General features: G+C 37.6%; 19 protein-coding genes. 14 read left to right on the forward strand and 5 right to left on the reverse strand.

Annotated elements, in window-relative coordinates:
• Positions 1–7: 7 nt before the first annotated feature.
• From CNR22_01175 to CNR22_01185, 3 genes are all read right to left on the reverse strand, one after another.
• Entirely contained in the window at positions 8–1765 is a 1758-nt protein-coding gene (locus CNR22_01175; GenBank protein ID PBQ30432.1) for a hypothetical protein, read from the reverse strand.
• Positions 1766–1858: 93 nt separating this feature from the next.
• On the reverse strand, positions 1859–2845 hold the full coding sequence (lepB, locus tag CNR22_01180; GenBank protein ID PBQ30433.1) for a signal peptidase I: 987 nt from the start codon (positions 2843–2845) through the stop codon (positions 1859–1861).
• 233 nt (positions 2846–3078) lie between these two features.
• Positions 3079–6057, reverse strand: coding sequence for a hypothetical protein (locus tag CNR22_01185; GenBank protein PBQ30434.1), 2979 nt, complete (start codon positions 6055–6057; stop codon positions 3079–3081).
• A gap of 453 nt (positions 6058–6510) precedes the next feature.
• On the opposite strand from CNR22_01185, the gene CNR22_01190 reads away from it, so the two are divergent.
• The 4 genes from CNR22_01190 (at position 6511) to CNR22_01205 (ending at position 9096) form a co-directional block, all read left to right on the forward strand.
• The gene (locus CNR22_01190) at positions 6511–7905 is read left to right on the forward strand and encodes a hypothetical protein (GenBank protein PBQ30435.1); all 1395 of its coding nucleotides are present in this window, start codon (positions 6511–6513) and stop codon (positions 7903–7905) included.
• Positions 7895–8290 (forward strand): hypothetical protein, encoded by a 396-nt coding sequence (locus CNR22_01195; GenBank protein ID PBQ30436.1) that lies wholly within the window; start codon positions 7895–7897, stop codon positions 8288–8290. Before CNR22_01190 ends, CNR22_01195 begins: the two co-directional genes overlap by 11 nt.
• 139 nt (positions 8291–8429) lie before the next feature.
• Complete coding sequence (locus CNR22_01200) at positions 8430–8675, forward strand: hypothetical protein (protein ID PBQ30437.1); 246 nt, start codon at positions 8430–8432, stop codon at positions 8673–8675.
• Positions 8659–9096, forward strand: coding sequence for a hypothetical protein (locus CNR22_01205; GenBank protein PBQ30438.1), 438 nt, complete (start codon positions 8659–8661; stop codon positions 9094–9096). The genes CNR22_01200 and CNR22_01205 overlap by 17 nt, the downstream gene beginning before the upstream one ends.
• A gap of 101 nt (positions 9097–9197) precedes the next feature.
• Here CNR22_01205 and CNR22_01210 read toward each other — a convergent pair whose 3' ends face one another.
• Entirely contained in the window at positions 9198–9380 is a 183-nt protein-coding gene (locus tag CNR22_01210) for a hypothetical protein (protein PBQ30439.1), read from the reverse strand.
• 94 nt (positions 9381–9474) lie between these two features.
• Here CNR22_01210 and CNR22_01215 point away from each other — a divergent pair, with 94 nt between their 5' ends.
• Positions 9475–9693 (forward strand): transcriptional regulator, encoded by a 219-nt coding sequence (locus tag CNR22_01215; protein ID PBQ30440.1) that lies wholly within the window; start codon positions 9475–9477, stop codon positions 9691–9693.
• 25 nt (positions 9694–9718) lie between these two features.
• On the opposite strand, the gene CNR22_01220 is transcribed toward CNR22_01215, so the two are convergent.
• Entirely contained in the window at positions 9719–10267 is a 549-nt protein-coding gene (locus tag CNR22_01220; protein PBQ30441.1) for a hypothetical protein, read from the reverse strand.
• Positions 10268–10514: 247 nt separating this feature from the next.
• Here CNR22_01220 and CNR22_01225 point away from each other — a divergent pair, with 247 nt between their 5' ends.
• The 9 genes from CNR22_01225 to CNR22_01265 all read left to right on the forward strand — a co-directional run bounded on the left by CNR22_01225 (position 10515) and on the right by CNR22_01265 (position 15896).
• Positions 10515–11111, forward strand: a complete 597-nt coding sequence (locus CNR22_01225; GenBank protein PBQ30442.1) for a hypothetical protein — start codon at positions 10515–10517, stop codon at positions 11109–11111.
• A 324-nt stretch (positions 11112–11435) separates the two neighbouring features.
• Entirely contained in the window at positions 11436–11756 is a 321-nt protein-coding gene (locus tag CNR22_01230) for a hypothetical protein (protein PBQ30443.1), read from the forward strand.
• A gap of 360 nt (positions 11757–12116) precedes the next feature.
• Positions 12117–12347: a hypothetical protein gene (locus tag CNR22_01235; protein PBQ30444.1), complete on the forward strand. Its 231-nt coding sequence runs from the start codon at positions 12117–12119 to the stop codon at positions 12345–12347.
• 81 nt (positions 12348–12428) lie between these two features.
• Complete coding sequence (locus tag CNR22_01240) at positions 12429–12653, forward strand: hypothetical protein (protein ID PBQ34784.1); 225 nt, start codon at positions 12429–12431, stop codon at positions 12651–12653.
• A 239-nt stretch (positions 12654–12892) separates the two neighbouring features.
• A complete protein-coding gene (locus CNR22_01245) occupies positions 12893–13624 on the forward strand; it encodes a phytanoyl-CoA dioxygenase (protein ID PBQ30445.1) in 732 nt (243 codons plus the stop codon).
• 267 nt (positions 13625–13891) lie between these two features.
• Positions 13892–14224, forward strand: a complete 333-nt coding sequence (locus CNR22_01250; protein PBQ30446.1) for a hypothetical protein — start codon at positions 13892–13894, stop codon at positions 14222–14224.
• A 295-nt stretch (positions 14225–14519) separates the two neighbouring features.
• Positions 14520–14870 carry a glyoxalase/bleomycin resistance/extradiol dioxygenase family protein gene (locus CNR22_01255; GenBank protein ID PBQ30447.1) on the forward strand — a complete coding sequence of 117 codons (351 nt, stop codon included), beginning with the start codon at positions 14520–14522 and terminating at the stop codon, positions 14868–14870.
• Complete coding sequence (locus CNR22_01260; GenBank protein ID PBQ30448.1) at positions 14867–15241, forward strand: hypothetical protein; 375 nt, start codon at positions 14867–14869, stop codon at positions 15239–15241. The genes CNR22_01255 and CNR22_01260 overlap by 4 nt, the downstream gene beginning before the upstream one ends.
• A gap of 148 nt (positions 15242–15389) precedes the next feature.
• Complete coding sequence (locus CNR22_01265) at positions 15390–15896, forward strand: hypothetical protein (GenBank protein PBQ30449.1); 507 nt, start codon at positions 15390–15392, stop codon at positions 15894–15896.
• The last annotated feature ends 145 nt before the right edge of the window (positions 15897–16041 follow it).

Below are 16041 nucleotides of genomic sequence, written 5' to 3' on the forward strand. Positions count from 1 at the left end.
TCTTAACTTATTGTCCACTGTGATTATCGTAACCACTCCATGGATTTTGAACATAAGGGAAAGTAGCTTTAAAAGTTGTATCGTTGTTTCTTACACCTGCGCTGTATCCCAAAACATTACCAAGATTTGGAGTAACAGGATTTGCAGCACCAACAGTGTAATCATCATACCATAAACCAATAGCAGCTAATACCACACCACTTACCGCTTTAAGTTCAATGGTTGTAACATCATCTTCTAATCTTCTTCCGTTCGGGAAACCGTCCATGTTAGGAATCCATTGCAGCGTGCTTGAGCCATTGTAAGTTGGATCCGTTAATCCTAAAACCGCAGCTTGTAACAATCCCATTTCACTGAATTGTCCTGAGTTACGAGGAGTAACAGGCACTGCCATGTTTAAGCGCAACATATCTCCAAAAGTTGGAAGGAAATTGTTGATGAATGGTTTACCTACAGCCAGCGGATTGCCACCTTTACCTGTAGCCAATTGGTACGGCGGTAAATTTGGAACACCTGTATGGAAGATTGGAAGGATATCTACTGAACGTGGTTTGTTAGCTCTCAATAAATAATTTCCGAAAAGAGCATTGTCTAAAGCAGTTCCTGCAACAGCTGCTGAACCTTTCAGAGCGAATAAACCGCCTTTACCATTACGGAAATCGTAAGCTTGTAAAGAGTTTGCCTGGATACGTAATGGCGTTAATGCCGGAACAGCAGAACCAAATTGCGATTGATCCATATATAATGCTAACTCCGGATTACAGAAGTAATTTTCCTGGTAAGCAATCTCATTATAAGGTGTACGTGAATTCCAAAGATCTTTTGACCCGATTGGAATAACTGCCTCATTGGTTAAAGGCATACCAATGCGGGATACCTGTACCCATGTACCTGCATCTGTAGGATTCGTTCCTGCAGTATTTAAGGTACGTGTTGTTTGTCTGCTTGCTGAAGCCCAAACCCCAATGATAAAGCGACCGTCTAAAATGTTAGTAGCAGAACTTACTGCCAAACCATTTTGTTGCAGAGTGGCAATCGGAATTTGCAAAGCAATGGTGTGAACATTTTTATGTCCTACTCCATCTGCCGGTGCATTTGTTCCTGTGCCGCCAGCGCGGGTTTGACCTAAGTCAAAAATACCACCTAAATCAACGAAGAAAGGATCGTCAACAGGACCGCAGAAAACTTTTTCTCCTCCGCCACCGCTTGCATTTGTGATGGCATTAGACACCAAAGTGCTGTAGGAGGTGTTTAAACCTGCAGCTCCGTTAATGGAACGAGGTCCGATATTAGCCGGAGGCACTGAACCTGCTGCTACAATCGTAGTAAAGGCTCCACCGTTTACACTTTTTTCTGCTTTGTAAGTTGTTTTTAAATTTTCTTTGCCTAAACGGATATTGAAGAACGTTGTACTGTCTTCATTCACCTTAGAAAAAGTAAAGCGGTAAGTAATATCATCGCCGGTTGTACCATCGTTCTCGATATGAATTTCATAACGGATGTTTTCACCAAAGGATGCGTAGTTAGGTCCGCCTTGTGGTAATTGCAAAGGTACATAGTTAGCAATGATGGTGACGTTGTTGGTATCGTCGGGACTACGGAAGGCATAAAGATCCGTATTGTCGGCCAGCGGATCGTTCGCGATCAGCGGAGCCTCCCTGTGGCTCGAGGCCTGAAGGGATTTCTGTGAGTCCCATGCATAGAAAGTGATTACCGAAGCAACCACACATCCTATACCGAGAATCGTTTTTGTAGATTTTTTCATCGTGTTAAACAGGTTTTTATTATTCTTACCTATTTACGAGAGAAAATAAGATCCAGATGTCAGATATCTAAAATGTATTTAAATTTTACCGATTTACTGTAGAGAAAATTCCCACTTGTGGGTTTTGGCGAATTTCATACCAGCCTTTCCTATAACGTGATTTTCAGGAATGAAGCCCCAAACCCTTGAATCTATTGAGTTGTAACGATTGTCGCCCATCACGAAAAAATAATTGTTTTTCACTAAAAAAAACTTTGAAAATTTTTCATTTACAAAAACAGAATCGCCTTTAAATTGAAATTCAGCCTCTTCAAAACGTTCTAATGTTCGTTGGTATAAAACCAAATTCTCTTTAGATAATAAAATACTGTCTCCTTTTTTAGGAATGTAGAGCGGCCCAAAAAAATCGAGGTTCCATTTTAAAGCGGCGTAATTCGGAAAAACAGATGGATGATAGTAGTCTTTTACTAAAGGTTGTTGAGTGATTGTTTTTATGTAAGGAAGTTTTTGAAGTGAGTCGGACTGCGAATCACTCATATAAAATGAATATGTTTTTTGATCAGCGGTAAAACTGTTTTGAAAAATATTCAGCCTTTTCAATAAAAAAGAATCCAGGGGCTGGTCACTCACCACTGTATAATTTTTATAAATTGTTGAAGGCTCATTTAGTTCTTTGTTGACGTAAACTTTTCCATTTACGATTTCAATGGTGTCGCCGGAAATAGCGACGCAACGTTTTATGTATTCTTCGCGAAGATCTACAGGTAAATCTTCTGTGAGATCAAAATTAAAAGCAACAATATCATTCCGTTTTATTTCGCTGTAACCCGGCACTCGCATATAAGGCAGCTGGATCCAATCTAAAAATTTCTTTTTGCCTCCCACACTTAAACTCAGAGGTGTCATTGGAATGCGAGCTCCATAAGCCAATTTATTTATAACTACATAATCGCCTTCAAATAAAGTTCCATGCATGGAGGCGGACGGGATGCGGTAAACCTGGAATAAAAAAGTACGGACAATGAACCAAATTAAAAGAGCCAGGAATAAAAGTTTAATTATTTTGCGGATGAGAAACATTTAAAGATTTCAAAGCTAAGCTTATTTGGAGAAAAATCAATTACTGTTATGGATACCCTGCGAAAATTAAACACAACTTGTCCCGAACTTGTTTCGGGATAGAGACATAGGCTGGACCACTTTCGGCAGCTTAGATTGATCTTCTTTTGCGCTTACTTCAGAGAACATAGGAAGAAAGCTTTGCTTTCCTGTGTGCTGTTATGAATTGCCTTGCTGGTGATTACAAGTTAAAGCTAAGCCTTTTTAAATCTGATAGTAAATGCAGCCCCTTTACCTGGCCTACTATATACGTCAATGCTTCCGCCCATGGCTTCTATTTGAGACTTTACCAAAAAAAGTCCCATACCTTTGCCTTCTTTATGTAAATGAAAACGCTGGTAAAGCTGGAAAATTTTTCCTTTCTGAAATTCCGAATCGAATCCGCTACCGTTGTCTTCAAAATACAGTACAACCTGATGATCTTCATACTCAGTTTTGATAGTTATTTTGAGATCCCTGTCCTCTGCCCGGTATTTTAAAGCGTTGGTAAGCAGATTTGTAAACGTGCTCTCCAGGTAAGGTTTATAAAAAACGACTTCTTTTGCCTCTTCAAAATTGTAAATAATTTCAGCTTTGCTCTCCTCTATTAAAGGCTGAAAAAGAGCAATGACCTTATTCCATGTTTCGCTAAACTCAAGAGCTTCCAGACTTTTAGACGAGTCGCCCTTTACTGTAAGTATAGTGGAGAGATCACGAATGGTGCCATCAAAAAGAAGGGATGACGTTTTTATGCCTGCGAGTATCTTATTCAAATCATTATCTTTTAAATCATAATGATCGAGCAAGCTCGTAAGGCCAAGCAAATTGGCAACCGGACCCCGTAAATTATGAGAAGTGATATATGCAAACTGGTTAAGATCTTTATTGTTTTTAATTAATTGCTTAATTAGTTCTTCCTTTTCTAAAGCCGTTTTTCTGGTCTCTGAAATATCTCTTGAGAAACAAGCTGTTCCAATAACCTGCTCATTTCTCTGAATGGGGTAAAACGAAACTTCTGACCACGAACCATCCTTTCCGTTTTGCAGAACTTCAGAAAATGCTTCACCGGTAAATGCCCGCATATAGCTGCTTTTAACGTTCAGAAGAGATTCCGCTGCAAACTCTTCGTTCAATAAACTATCCCCTCTTTTGATAGTTTTTTTCATTGTTTTTTCTATAAACACGTTAAAAGGTTTGTTCGACGTTATCAATCTAAATGACCTGTCGACACTCCACATAAGATCTTTAGTATTATTGATCAAAGCATTGAGGTTATTTTTATCAAACTCTCTGTGTAATTCCATTTGTTTTTTTTCACTGATGTCTCTGAAATTTGTTACCATGGCTTCAATCGCAGGTTCATGTAAAAAATTGGTCACGGTTCCTTCGCACCAAATCCATTCTGAATTTTTATGCAGAAGTCTTGATAAGAAAGTGTAAGAGGCTCCGGGCATATCAATTACTTTATTTCTGCTTATCACAATGGAAGGCACGTCTTCGGGGTGAAAAAACAGAAATGCTTTTTTGCCCACAAATTCTTCACTGGAGTAGTCAAAAGTCTTAAGAACAGAAGGACTGCAATAGATGAGTTCACCTGTGGAATCGGTAAGCGTTTTCATATCGTTACTTTTTTCAATCAAAGCTCTGTAACGTCTGTCGTTTTTAGAAGCTGCGTCCTCCACTGCTTTATGTCTTTTAATCTTTTCAAAATTTTCAAGGGCAAAAGAAATGTCACCGGCTGCTTCTTTAAGCAAAGAAATTTCTTCCGTATCAAAAAAATCTTTTAAAGAGGCATGAATACCAATAACCCCTTTCACTTTTCCAAAGATGATAATGGGAAGAGAAATGCTCGAATTTATTCCGTGTTCAATAAATTTTTCCGTCCATTGCGCCAGTAGAGGATCATTTTGCATGTCGTTGTGATGACTGTATACGCCGGTTTTTAGAACTTTTACAGTGGGCACATGTTGGTAAGCCTGATCATTCACATCGAGCCCATTAATATTTAATAGTTGCGCGGCTCCTTTTTGATCTCCACGTAAACTTTTGATACGCAGTTTTTCATGCTCATCCAATATACCAATGTAAGCCATTTTAAACTCTCCAATTTCTGTGGCAATGGAACATACTTTATCTAAAAGATGTTGTTCCGTCTCTGTATGCACAATACTTTGATTTATCGCGCTTAAAAAAGAATAGAGCCGGTTAACCTTAATAAGCTTCTGTTTAATTTTGTTCCTTTCTGTACGATCGATCGATAGTATAAAAATCCCTTCCGGAACAGGTTGAATACTCAATTCAAAATCTGCTTTTGAGCCATTCGGAAAAACAAATTCTGTTTCTATGTCCTGCGAAACTCTTTCAAGCATAGATTTTTGCAAAATTTTAAACAAGTCTGATTGCTCTATGCCTGGATATTTCTGCAAGAGTGTTTGCCCAATAAGTTCTTCACGCTTATAGGTGCTGTAGTTTACCAAGGCATTATTCACATAGGTATATGTCCAGTTAAAGTCATGTATCTGTATACCCTCCTGCATGTGATCAAGTGTCGACTGAAAATAAACGTCCTTTTGCCGCAGATCTTCTTCTCCTTTTTTTCTTTTCAGTTTCTCTACTCTAAATCTCCAAAAGACTGCAATTAAGATCGCGAGATAAACCTCTATAAACAGAGTTAACAAACTCGCCACTTTATTGAATGACGATTCCATTTTACTTGTTTTATAAGCGCTGAGAAACTTTACTCTTTTTTTTCCAATTTTCAGCAAACTATCTATGCTTACTAATAGAGTTAAATGACTATCCGAATTTCCTTGGAGTATTGAATCGGTTACATTGCTTGAAATCATCCATGGCAATTCCGGCAGAACTTTTTTAGTAAGTTCAGTTATAATCTTTTTATTTACGGAATCGACCGAGGTATTTTTCAGAGAAGTTAAAATGGATTTAATCTTTAAACTGTCAGTAAAAAACAGATTACTTCCATTATAATTCTTCGTTTTTTTAAGAAGGTCAGGGTGAGAAACAGAAGCGTTGTTTAATTCTAAGGCTAATTCCTGAAAGAGAAAAATAACCTTAGTTAATAATTTGGTCTCTTTACAATACTGCCTCCAGGACTTATAACTGCTCGTTAACCCAATACCACAGGCAAGTACCAACAAAAATGTTGCTAGGTATACGATTACATTTCTTTTCATTTCCTGGTTATTTTTAAAATTATTAAAAGCATGTTTTTTTAAAACGCCTTTCGGTACCCTCAGAGCTGCATTAAAGGATAAGTTTGTTTAACGTTTGTTAAACAAAATAAATTAGTTTATACTATTTCATCGCCTATGATTGGACTAAAGTTCTTGCCATAAAAAAAAGGTAAAGATGAAGAGGATTCCTCCATGCTGAATTTAAGTCATTTTGTTCAGCAAAATCAAATTACACGATAATTAGTTACAACCTTCTTATTTAAAAAACTAAGCTTGCAACACTGTTTTCGAAGCGACGTTTTGTCTCCAATTTCACGTCCAAGTCTAAAAAATCAGATACTAAAGTCAAAGCTCGCGTTTTTTGAGAGAGAAATTATGTCAATATTGATCAAAACCTTACATGCCACCATTCCTCTCAAAAAATAAAGTCTACTTTCGCAACAAGAAACCTGTATGGAGCATACTTGCCAGTTTACCAGTCTCATTAAAGCTTTACCTTCGGCAAACTTGCTGATAAGCGAACAAACTACAGGATCTTACGTGGTAGCGGTAAGTGCCGGCTTTTTAAAATTGACAGGTTCTGTTGAGACGGATATTGTAGGAAAAGAAGTATTTCAGGTTTTCGAAGGTGATCTCCAAAATCTTCGCGCAAGCTTAGTATTGGCCGAAAGCAACGAACCCGCTCAAAAATGCGCTCTCAGGTTTCAGTCACCAAGGTACGCCGAAAGTTTTGACCTGTTTGCCGAACATGCTATCATTAAAGAGGGTTCAGGTAAGACTTATATCCTTCAAACACTCGAAAAAACAATAGACACTCCATATCCCCAGGATGTAATAAAGTTAACCCAAACTAAAACCAATCTGCGTAATTTGATCAACGGTACTGATGACCTTGTATGGTCGGTGGATAAAGATCTCAAAATTATCACAGCCAACCAGCCCTACTGCGAAATGATGAAACTAGCTACAGATCGTTTTTTTGGAGAAGGGGATGAAGTTATTATTGCAGGTTTTGGTGAAGAACGCACTTCCCGATGGAAAGGATATTATCAAAAAGCTCTAAGTGGCGTAAAGTTCACCGTTCGCGAAGAAATTTTAAATACTTCTGCAAACAAAATGCAATATGGCCTGATTTCTTTTAGTCCAATGTATGATGACTCCGGCCAAATTTTTGGCGTGGCTTGTTTCAGTAAAGATATTACAAGAGACGTTGAACAAATCTCACAACTTAAAGAATCGGAAAAACGCTACAGTGATCTTTTTCATTTAAGTCCACAACCCATGTGGATTTACAGTTTAAAAACTTTACAATTTATAGACGTCAACGATTCGGCTGTCCGTCACTATGGTTATAGCAAAAGGGAGTTTTTTTCTATGACTATTCGCGATATAAGGCCAGTGGATGAATTAGAGCGTATGGAAAAAGCAGTAGAATCGCACCGTCGCAGCTATGATTATTTTTCAAACGAAACATTTACCCACCTCAAAAAAAACGGGGAACATATTAAAGTTGAAATTCAAAGCAACACTATTTCCGTAAGAGGAATAACCTGCCGAATTGTTTTGATAAATGACATCACCGAGCGAATTAACTATTTAAAGGCCCTTGAAAGCCAGAATAAAAAATTAAAAGAAATTGCCTGGACTCAGTCGCATATTGTGCGCGCTCCACTTACGCGGATTATGGGGCTTATTGATGTAGTAGAAAATCAAAAAATTTCATCCGCAGAAGAAAGCATGATACGGACTAACCTCTTAAAGTCTGTGCACGAAATAGATACCATTATTAAAGATATTATATTAAAAGCAGAACACGTAGAATACGACATTAAGCACGATGGAAATTGAAACACTAATCATTGACGACGATGATATTATAGTTTTCATTCATGAGAGAATTCTCATAGATTGTAAATTTAGCGTAGTTCCAAAATCCTTTCATAGCGCGAAACAAGCCTTAAACTACATGCAAACCCAACCTGCGAAACGGTACCTGATTTTCCTGGACATAAACATGCCGGAAATGAATGGCTGGGAATTTATGGAAGCCCTAACTGCAGGTGATTTAGACAAACAATTTGCGGTACTGCTTGTGAGCTCTTCAGTAAACGTTTCAGACCATGAAAAATCAAAAAACTATCCCTGTGTATTAAATTACATTGAAAAACCTTTGGATAAAGAGAAATTACAAACCATGAAGGAGAGCGAGGCATTTAAAAATTTTTGCGCGTGAAAGCCCGCCGAAAATTACTTTGAAGTAACAACCGGCGATGAACATACAAAAAATGAACCTGGCAGATTTAAAAATTTCCTATCTTTAAGAACTACTGCCAAAAAACAAAAGGTAATCCAACTTTGTAAAAACCACCAGATTGGAGGAAGAAGGTAATGGTATGAGGTGGTTAGTGGCAAGGCTGACAGACATTATGAAATTTGTAATCATCGCCGACTCTCATGGACAACATAACGAATTGACACTTCCAAAAGGTGACGTTATAGTACATGCAGGCGACATAAATAGACGTGGTGAAGAAACTGAAGTTCTTGATTTCCTAAATTGGTTTGCAAATCTCGACTCATGCTTAGACATAAAAACAAAGAATGTTAGACAAGTTTAAAAAATTCATTGCTGATTTATTTTGGCAAGACCAAGTTTTAAAAGAACATTGGGAAACAAGCAAGCACGGTGTTGTTCCCGAATTTCCTGCGATCGTTTACGACAAATCAATAAAAGACGATTTTCGTTTCTTTATTAGGGCCGACCAATTTTATTCGAACGAATTTATCGGTGACCAGCCAAATCCTGACGAAATAATAATCGACAAAAAAGGACAGGCTTTTAAACTTGACTTCAATGACAATGAAAGATTTCAGGTTCCTAAAATTATCTCGACAAATTTTCCTGTAAACGAATTGAAAAAAATACTTTCACACTATTGGGCGACAATAAATAAAGACCAATACTTAAAATTAGAAACAGTGACCGCCATTATAAATAAAATGGCCGGCAACAAAACGGAATTTGGTTATAAAGCATAACCCAATGCCCGCGCCCTAACAAAATTGGTACGGTAAAGCGTCCTTGCGCTTGCCTGACCAGCCATAAATCGCGGCCTGCCGGCAACAAGGCAGACAAGTTTTTATTTGTTGACAACTGTAATGGTTAATTTATTTTTTTGCTGTTTAATCTTAACGGTCTGACCTCTCTTAAAACCAAGGCTTTCAAGCCATTTGCCTTCCAGACGAATTTCAGGAATTTTAGTTTCATCATATTTCCGAGTACGGTATTTTTTGTGAATTTTGAGTTTTCTGAAATTAACCATCGTCATACAATTATATGACAATATAATACAAGCACTTCATTTGTCAATCTTTAATATGACAAACTTGTCAACAAATTAGCTGACATTTGTTTTAGTGACACGCGATAAACTCAAAAAGAAAATCGGTCAACGGATCATCGAATTCCGGGAACAAAAAGGTTGGAGTCAAGCTGACCTGGCAAGAGCTTGCAGTAAAGACAGACAGGCGATTGAAAAACTGGAGAACGGGAAAGTAAATCCGACGCTTTACACTTTGCTTGAGGTTGCGAATGCTTTGGAAATTTCAATATCTAAGTTAGTAGATCTTCTTTAATCATGCATGGGTTAAATTAAAAATACTACAAGTCTGTAATAAGAAATTCATTTTCACCAGATGAAAAGGCAATAAAATGCGCATGGAAATCAGGCGAATCATTCAAATCGTAGATTATCGAAATTTCTTCTTTATCAATTAAAAACCTTTTCCCAATAGGAATTGATTTGCAAGCGGCATTAACTAAACAAAAAGCACCTTCGTTTAAAATATATTTCACGTCATTAATATTCTTTACGGTTATCGTTAAAATGCTTTGTTCTCTCTGGATAATAAAAGAAATATTTTTGGTTAACATTTCTTTAGTGCGGTCAAACCAAATATAATCTACAGGGAGATTGATTAGACGAAATATCAGTCTGTAGATTGTGGTGTATGGATTTAGATCATATATGGGTACATTAAGACTTCTACCTTCGACTATATTCTTCATCCAAATGGAATTCTGAATTGCATCTACATGGCTAGGGAGTTTATTAAATAGAAATTTCTTTTTATTAACATCCCCGTCAAAAACATTTAATGTAGCTAAATGTGGAAAAAAGCCAACAGTTAACAGCAAACGTCTCGCCACCGCAGACGAGAGGCAGGTTCTATACAAACAAAAGAAATTTCAATTTGGTACGCTTCGCGTGGGACGCCTCGATAAGCTTAGGGCAAGCTATTGTTTTGCTTTTGCGTAATTTATTTTAACTTCACGGTAGACTTTAGAGGTTTTTAAAAACCTGCGGCATAGAATCCCGATAGTAATCGGGAGCTGCGATGCCAGCTCGCCAAACGTTAGATGCAAGTGCCACGACCCTCAGACATTCAAATTGCAAATGAAATTTCTAAATATAATATTTCTTTCAATCGCATTTATTTTTGGATCTTGTGGCAGAAGAATCGACGACGACTCAGTACCAATTGCAGACAGCACTTTTAATGACAATAAGAACTATGAGCTTTCGGACAAACATAACAACTATGACAGCGCTCAGTTTAAGATTACTAAATTCTTTTTTATCTCAGGTAAACTTTATTACGAAGGATATAGTGACACCGTGGAGGGAACAATACTCGAAAAATATTATCGTTATGACGGCGGTTTATTCTATGAAGGCAAGATGGATCTTGAAAATCGGTTCCATATCGGCACTTGGAAATATTATTACCCAGACGGACGAATAAAAAAAATAAATTTTGACAGTACAGAACAAATCTCTTCAGAAAAAGCTTTGAAAATTGCAAAATCTTATGGATTTAATAAAGGTAGACTGGAAATCAGGGAAGAACTATTTGAAGGAACATATTATTGGCACGTAACCGAATGGACAGAAGAAGACAGTCAGGGTGGAAAAGGTAAATATTTGATGATAAGAAGAAGTAATGGTGCCGTCACGATTCCTAAACCTAACGACACTACATATTTTATATAATATACTTCGTGGACACATACTGTATGGCGTCACCAGAAAGCTAACAGCAGCTAAAGCTCCAGCTGACGATCATTCGCACAAGCCCGCTCAAATGTCCACCGGACATTTGCCTTATGCAAAAGCAATTTACGGGTAGAAGATTTTTAGTGTTTGCTTTTACTCTGTTTATTTTTAACTTCACCTAGACATCGGTCCTGATAGCGATCGGGATTAGCATCGTCCAATTTGGAGACGGGCCGGCGCCAGCCCCGATTCAGTTACCTGTAAACTTTGACTACTTAAAATCTTGTGCGACACATCTTAAACAAATTATTCAATATTAATATGTCGATCGGACTGACAAAAGAAGAATACTGGAAAAAATGGGAGTTCTTTGAACTAATAGACGACCTGCATAAAGCCGAAGAACTACTTTCAAACTTTACGGGCGGACACTCAGGAGAGTTTTCATCCGCTGAACATTTTCGAGAAACTTTCGTTGACGCAATTGACGATATCGAAGGTGGTAATCAAACAGACTTGACGAGATTTTATATCTGGTTTTTGCCGACTTCAACTTGGGACGACTTCACAAAAGATCAGGGACAAGAATTAGGAAATAAAATATTCGAAAGGGTTGACTCTTGGAAAAAAGCCAACAGTTAACAGCAAACGTCTCGCCACCGCGGACGAGAGGCAGGTTCTATACAAACAAAAGAAATTTCAATTTGGTACGCTTCGCGTGGGACGCCTCGATAAGCTTAGAGTAAGCTATTGTTTTGCTTTTGCGTATTTTAATTTAACTTCACTCCCGATAGTTACCCGATTAGCAACCGGCGGCTTTGGATCCCGATAGTAATCGGGAGCGGCCGACGTTAGCCCCGACCGGTTACCCCTAATGCGTCCAGGACGAATCTTGAGATAAAACAGAATCAACTATTACACTTTAATTTAGACGGACGCCTGAATCTATCCCATTGACTTTTTCTCGAATTTTTAGTAAATTTGTATTTGAAAATCATTCAAATGACAGCAACGACAATCAAAAGACAGGTCGACAACTACCTCCCGCTTTTATCCAATAAACAACAGACTTTAGTGCTTGAAATGATTAAGAGTTTATTAAATGTTGACAAGAACATTATTAGAATAACTCGTAAACAATATAACAAAGAACTTGACGAGGCTGTTTCTCGCATGGATAAAGGTAATTCTGTATCGCATAAAGACGCGCTTAAGGAATTATCTAAATGGTAAAATCTTCATCCCTTAAAATTTCATAGGACAGAAAAGCTCTTGATAATTTGAAAGAGATTCTGACTTATCTAGCAAAACAAGATACTCGCTCCCAAAATAGTTAAGTCAGCTATTATTTCTCGTCTCGACATTATAAAAAAAAATCCTCTCATTTGCGAATCGGACAAACTCAAAGACCCTACACATAAAGACTTTCAGGCGTTTGTTGTATTTAGCTATCGAGTTACTTACCAAATAAAATTCGAGACAAAAGAACTTCGTATTCTAAGGGTTAGACACACTAGCAGAGAACCTCTTGGGTATTAACTCTTCTAGACATTGGGACTTTTCAATTAACGCACTAGGGGTGACACGGGGCCATAGCGCCAGACGGACGAACTTACATGCAAAAGCAATTTTCTTAATGCGGGCCCTCCGGGACTTTTTATAGTTTCGCTTTTGCGTATTTTATTTTAACTTCACTCCCGATAGCTACCGGGATTAGCATCTGCGAAATCTTTTTTTCGCCGCGCCTTGCTGCTCTGGGTTCTCTATGCGTATTGTAAATGACAGACATTCACAAATATAAAAACTCTCTCAACAAAAATGGTTTCGTAACCATCGACAAGATTTATTCGGACGTGGAGATTGAAAAAATTATTTCTCTTATAAGTAATGCAGACTCTTCGCGTTCTACATTTCGAAAATCAACTGATCTTTTCGCCATACGACAGTTTTTAAAAGAAATTCCGCAGACAACTCCTCTAATTTTCAATGACACTATACTGACCCTTATAAATTCACTTTTTGGTTCGGATTTTTTTATTGTTAAATCAATTTACTTCAACAAGCCTGAACAATCAAATTGGTTCGTTTCCTATCATCAGGACTTAACAATTTCGGTGGACAGTAAAACGGACCTCAAAGGCTACGGACCCTGGACGGTAAAACAAAATCAATTTGCGGTGCAGCCACCAATCGACATCCTGCAAAGCATTTACACAATACGCATACATCTCGACGACACAGACGAAGAAAACGGCGCGTTAAAAATCATCTCTGGCTCTCATTCTAAAGGCATTTATAGACCTGAGAACATAGACCGCACAAAAGAAACCGAAACAATTTGTCCTGTTACCAGAGGAAGTGTGATGGTCATGCGCCCCTTGCTGCTTCATAGTTCTGGCCGTACAACAAACAATAACAAACGACGCGTTATTCATATTGAGTTTTGCAACAAAACTCTTCCTTCGGGTATAAAATGGGCAGAATACGCGGACTTGAAAGTCGACGCATAATAAAAAACAGGTTCGATGCCCGGCATTCTGCACTCTAGAATATCCGCCAAGATTCCTATATTTATAGCGTCACGGACAAAGCACGGAAATCTGCTCGCTGTAACTTCGTTAAGCGCAAGTGGCGGACACTCCCCGGGATAAAGGACCATAATCGCAGACAAGACAAATATCGACAACTTGATAAACTTTAAAGACTTTAAACATTCTTTTGACGGCTGCAAAGACAAGCTTGATAAAATTTTGACGACCGATTTAAACTTCCTATGGATGGATGACTATTACGACGGTATGCTCTGGGGGATGCTTGAATATAAAAGTCAATACTATAGGTTTGAAATTATAACAGATTACACGACACTAATTTACCCAAGAGTATTTGCTATTGTAACGCTGACCAAAGAGCAAATTGCAGACGAACTATTTTGGCATGACCTGTTTGTAAAACATGTGGGTAATCACAACGACTTTATCGGAGAAACGTTAATAGCAAAACCGCAATCAGAACACCACTTATTTTACGACAAATTTAAAAATAGACCTCAGGTAAATTATGATTCCAACATTGTTAAGGGGTGGTTTATCGAGCAAGTTGGACATTAATAAAAGTAGACGCGAGTAAATGTGTCGCCACCGCAGACAGGAAGCAGCATCCCGTTTGCAAAAGCAATTTTAAGTTGGCGGAGTGCCAGCTCCCCACAAGCCTAATCATCCCCATGACCATCGGAACCACAGGATTTATTCCGTATTTTTCGTAATTTATTTTAACTTCACACCAGATAGTTAGCGCGAGGTGGCTGGACCAATTGGCCAATGCTAGCTGTATTAAACATCGTCGAAATCTGTTTTTTAGCGACGACAACGACATTAAACTGATTAACAACAAAAATTTATAATTATGCTTACAGACATAAACCCAAAATTACCAATGCGTGACAAATCTTTGACGAAAGAATTTTACACAAATCGATTGGATTTTAGAATTGTTGGAGAATATGATAATTATTTGATCGTTGGCAAAGACAAAATAGAAATTCACTTTTTTGAGTTCAAGGACCTTGATCCAAAAGAAAACTACGGACAAATTTACATTAGAACAAATAACATAGATAAACTTTATCAAACGCTTTTGGACAACAAAGTTTTAATTCACCCAAATGGAGATTTAGAAACAAAACCATGGGGGCAGAAGGAATTTGCTATTCTCGATCCGGACCACAATCTATTGACTTTTGGACAAAGTGTATGAGGTTAGTGTCCAGCAGCCAGACAGAAATCCGGGCCGGAAAAAAAATGGTTTTAAAACAAATGGACTTGTATTTAACATCCACTGACTGGATCTACTTTGGTCAATCACAAAAAATACAATCACTTGAAAGAATTAAAGTTAGCTTGTTCTCCTACTTAATGGTGACTCTAAATGAACCTATTTTTTACAGCCACGCAAAGCATCGTCAGTTGTTACTGACATCGACATTCCACTTCATTAGGCCAGATTTTCATTGCAGGCTTCCACTTTCGTTAAATGTATTTACACTTAAACGTGATAACAAAAATAAAATGCGTTGCGGCGACCTTGTTGGTAAAGAGGTAGACTTGCATACTAAAATCATCCATTAAATCCACGCGTCTAAACATCAAAGCGGTGAATCATGGCACATACATCTACTCTTTCGTTTATTACTATTCTGAATTTAAATAATGCACATTGAATAGGCCTGTGACAAATTTTGCGATCATATAAATCAGTTTAAATACCCATCCAACAATGCTATTCGAAACAAAAAGACTTTACGCAAGACCATTAAAAGAAAATGACGAGGCCGCATTTTTTGATTTGATGAGCAATCCCAATGTTATGCATCCGATTCCTCAAAAAACTTTTAATAAGAAAGAAAGCTTTGCTAAACTGCATGAGCTTATCTTACTGGAAAAAACATCAGATACAAAAATTTGGAGTCTTTGCGAAAAAGGTAAGCCTGAGCTCATCGGAATTTGTGGTGTATTAAAAAATAACGACCAGGAAGATGAAATTGCTTACCGCATTAGAGAAATGTTTTGGGGCAATGGTTTTGGGACAGAAATAGCGAAAGGATTAATTGACTATTGTTTTCTTAACTTGAGATCAAGTGCTGTAACCGCAGATGTTTGTATTGATAACAGTAAATCCATAAAAATATTGACTAAATATTTTACTGTTAAAAACGAATTTTTTAACGCTGAAGATAATTGCACAGACAGGCGCTACATTTTACGAAAAGAAAACTGGTTATAACATAACCATAAAATGCAGGCAAGTGAGAAGGACCAATTTTAGAATTCCCGGCCAAAAAATAGTTTTTTTCCAATTACAGCACTTTTCACACCATATCGGTTATTTGATTAATTTTGTTTAAAATCTAACCTTTTTATTGGATCAC

The organism is Sphingobacteriaceae bacterium, assembly GCA_002319075.1.
Classification (GTDB): domain Bacteria; phylum Bacteroidota; class Bacteroidia; order B-17B0; family Aurantibacillaceae; genus Aurantibacillus.

Excerpts from the sequence above, each read along its gene's own strand:
- CNR22_01175 (PBQ30432.1), bottom strand. The coding sequence starts at position 1,765 with ATGAAAAAATCTACAAAAACGATTCTCGGTATAGGATGTGTGGTTGCT.
- lepB (PBQ30433.1), bottom strand. The coding sequence starts at position 2,845 with ATGTTTCTCATCCGCAAAATAATTAAACTTTTATTCCTGGCTCTTTTA.
- CNR22_01185 (PBQ30434.1), bottom strand. The coding sequence starts at position 6,057 with ATGAAAAGAAATGTAATCGTATACCTAGCAACATTTTTGTTGGTACTT.
- CNR22_01190 (PBQ30435.1), top strand. The coding sequence starts at position 6,511 with ATGGAGCATACTTGCCAGTTTACCAGTCTCATTAAAGCTTTACCTTCG.
- CNR22_01195 (PBQ30436.1), top strand. The coding sequence starts at position 7,895 with ATGGAAATTGAAACACTAATCATTGACGACGATGATATTATAGTTTTC.
- CNR22_01205 (PBQ30438.1), top strand. The coding sequence starts at position 8,659 with ATGTTAGACAAGTTTAAAAAATTCATTGCTGATTTATTTTGGCAAGAC.
- CNR22_01210 (PBQ30439.1), bottom strand. The coding sequence starts at position 9,380 with ATGGTTAATTTCAGAAAACTCAAAATTCACAAAAAATACCGTACTCGG.
- CNR22_01225 (PBQ30442.1), top strand. The coding sequence starts at position 10,515 with ATGAAATTTCTAAATATAATATTTCTTTCAATCGCATTTATTTTTGGA.
- CNR22_01230 (PBQ30443.1), top strand. The coding sequence starts at position 11,436 with ATGTCGATCGGACTGACAAAAGAAGAATACTGGAAAAAATGGGAGTTC.
- CNR22_01235 (PBQ30444.1), top strand. The coding sequence starts at position 12,117 with ATGACAGCAACGACAATCAAAAGACAGGTCGACAACTACCTCCCGCTT.
- CNR22_01245 (PBQ30445.1), top strand. The coding sequence starts at position 12,893 with ATGACAGACATTCACAAATATAAAAACTCTCTCAACAAAAATGGTTTC.
- CNR22_01250 (PBQ30446.1), top strand. The coding sequence starts at position 13,892 with ATGGATGACTATTACGACGGTATGCTCTGGGGGATGCTTGAATATAAA.
- CNR22_01255 (PBQ30447.1), top strand. The coding sequence starts at position 14,520 with ATGCTTACAGACATAAACCCAAAATTACCAATGCGTGACAAATCTTTG.
- CNR22_01260 (PBQ30448.1), top strand. The coding sequence starts at position 14,867 with ATGAGGTTAGTGTCCAGCAGCCAGACAGAAATCCGGGCCGGAAAAAAA.
- CNR22_01265 (PBQ30449.1), top strand. The coding sequence starts at position 15,390 with ATGCTATTCGAAACAAAAAGACTTTACGCAAGACCATTAAAAGAAAAT.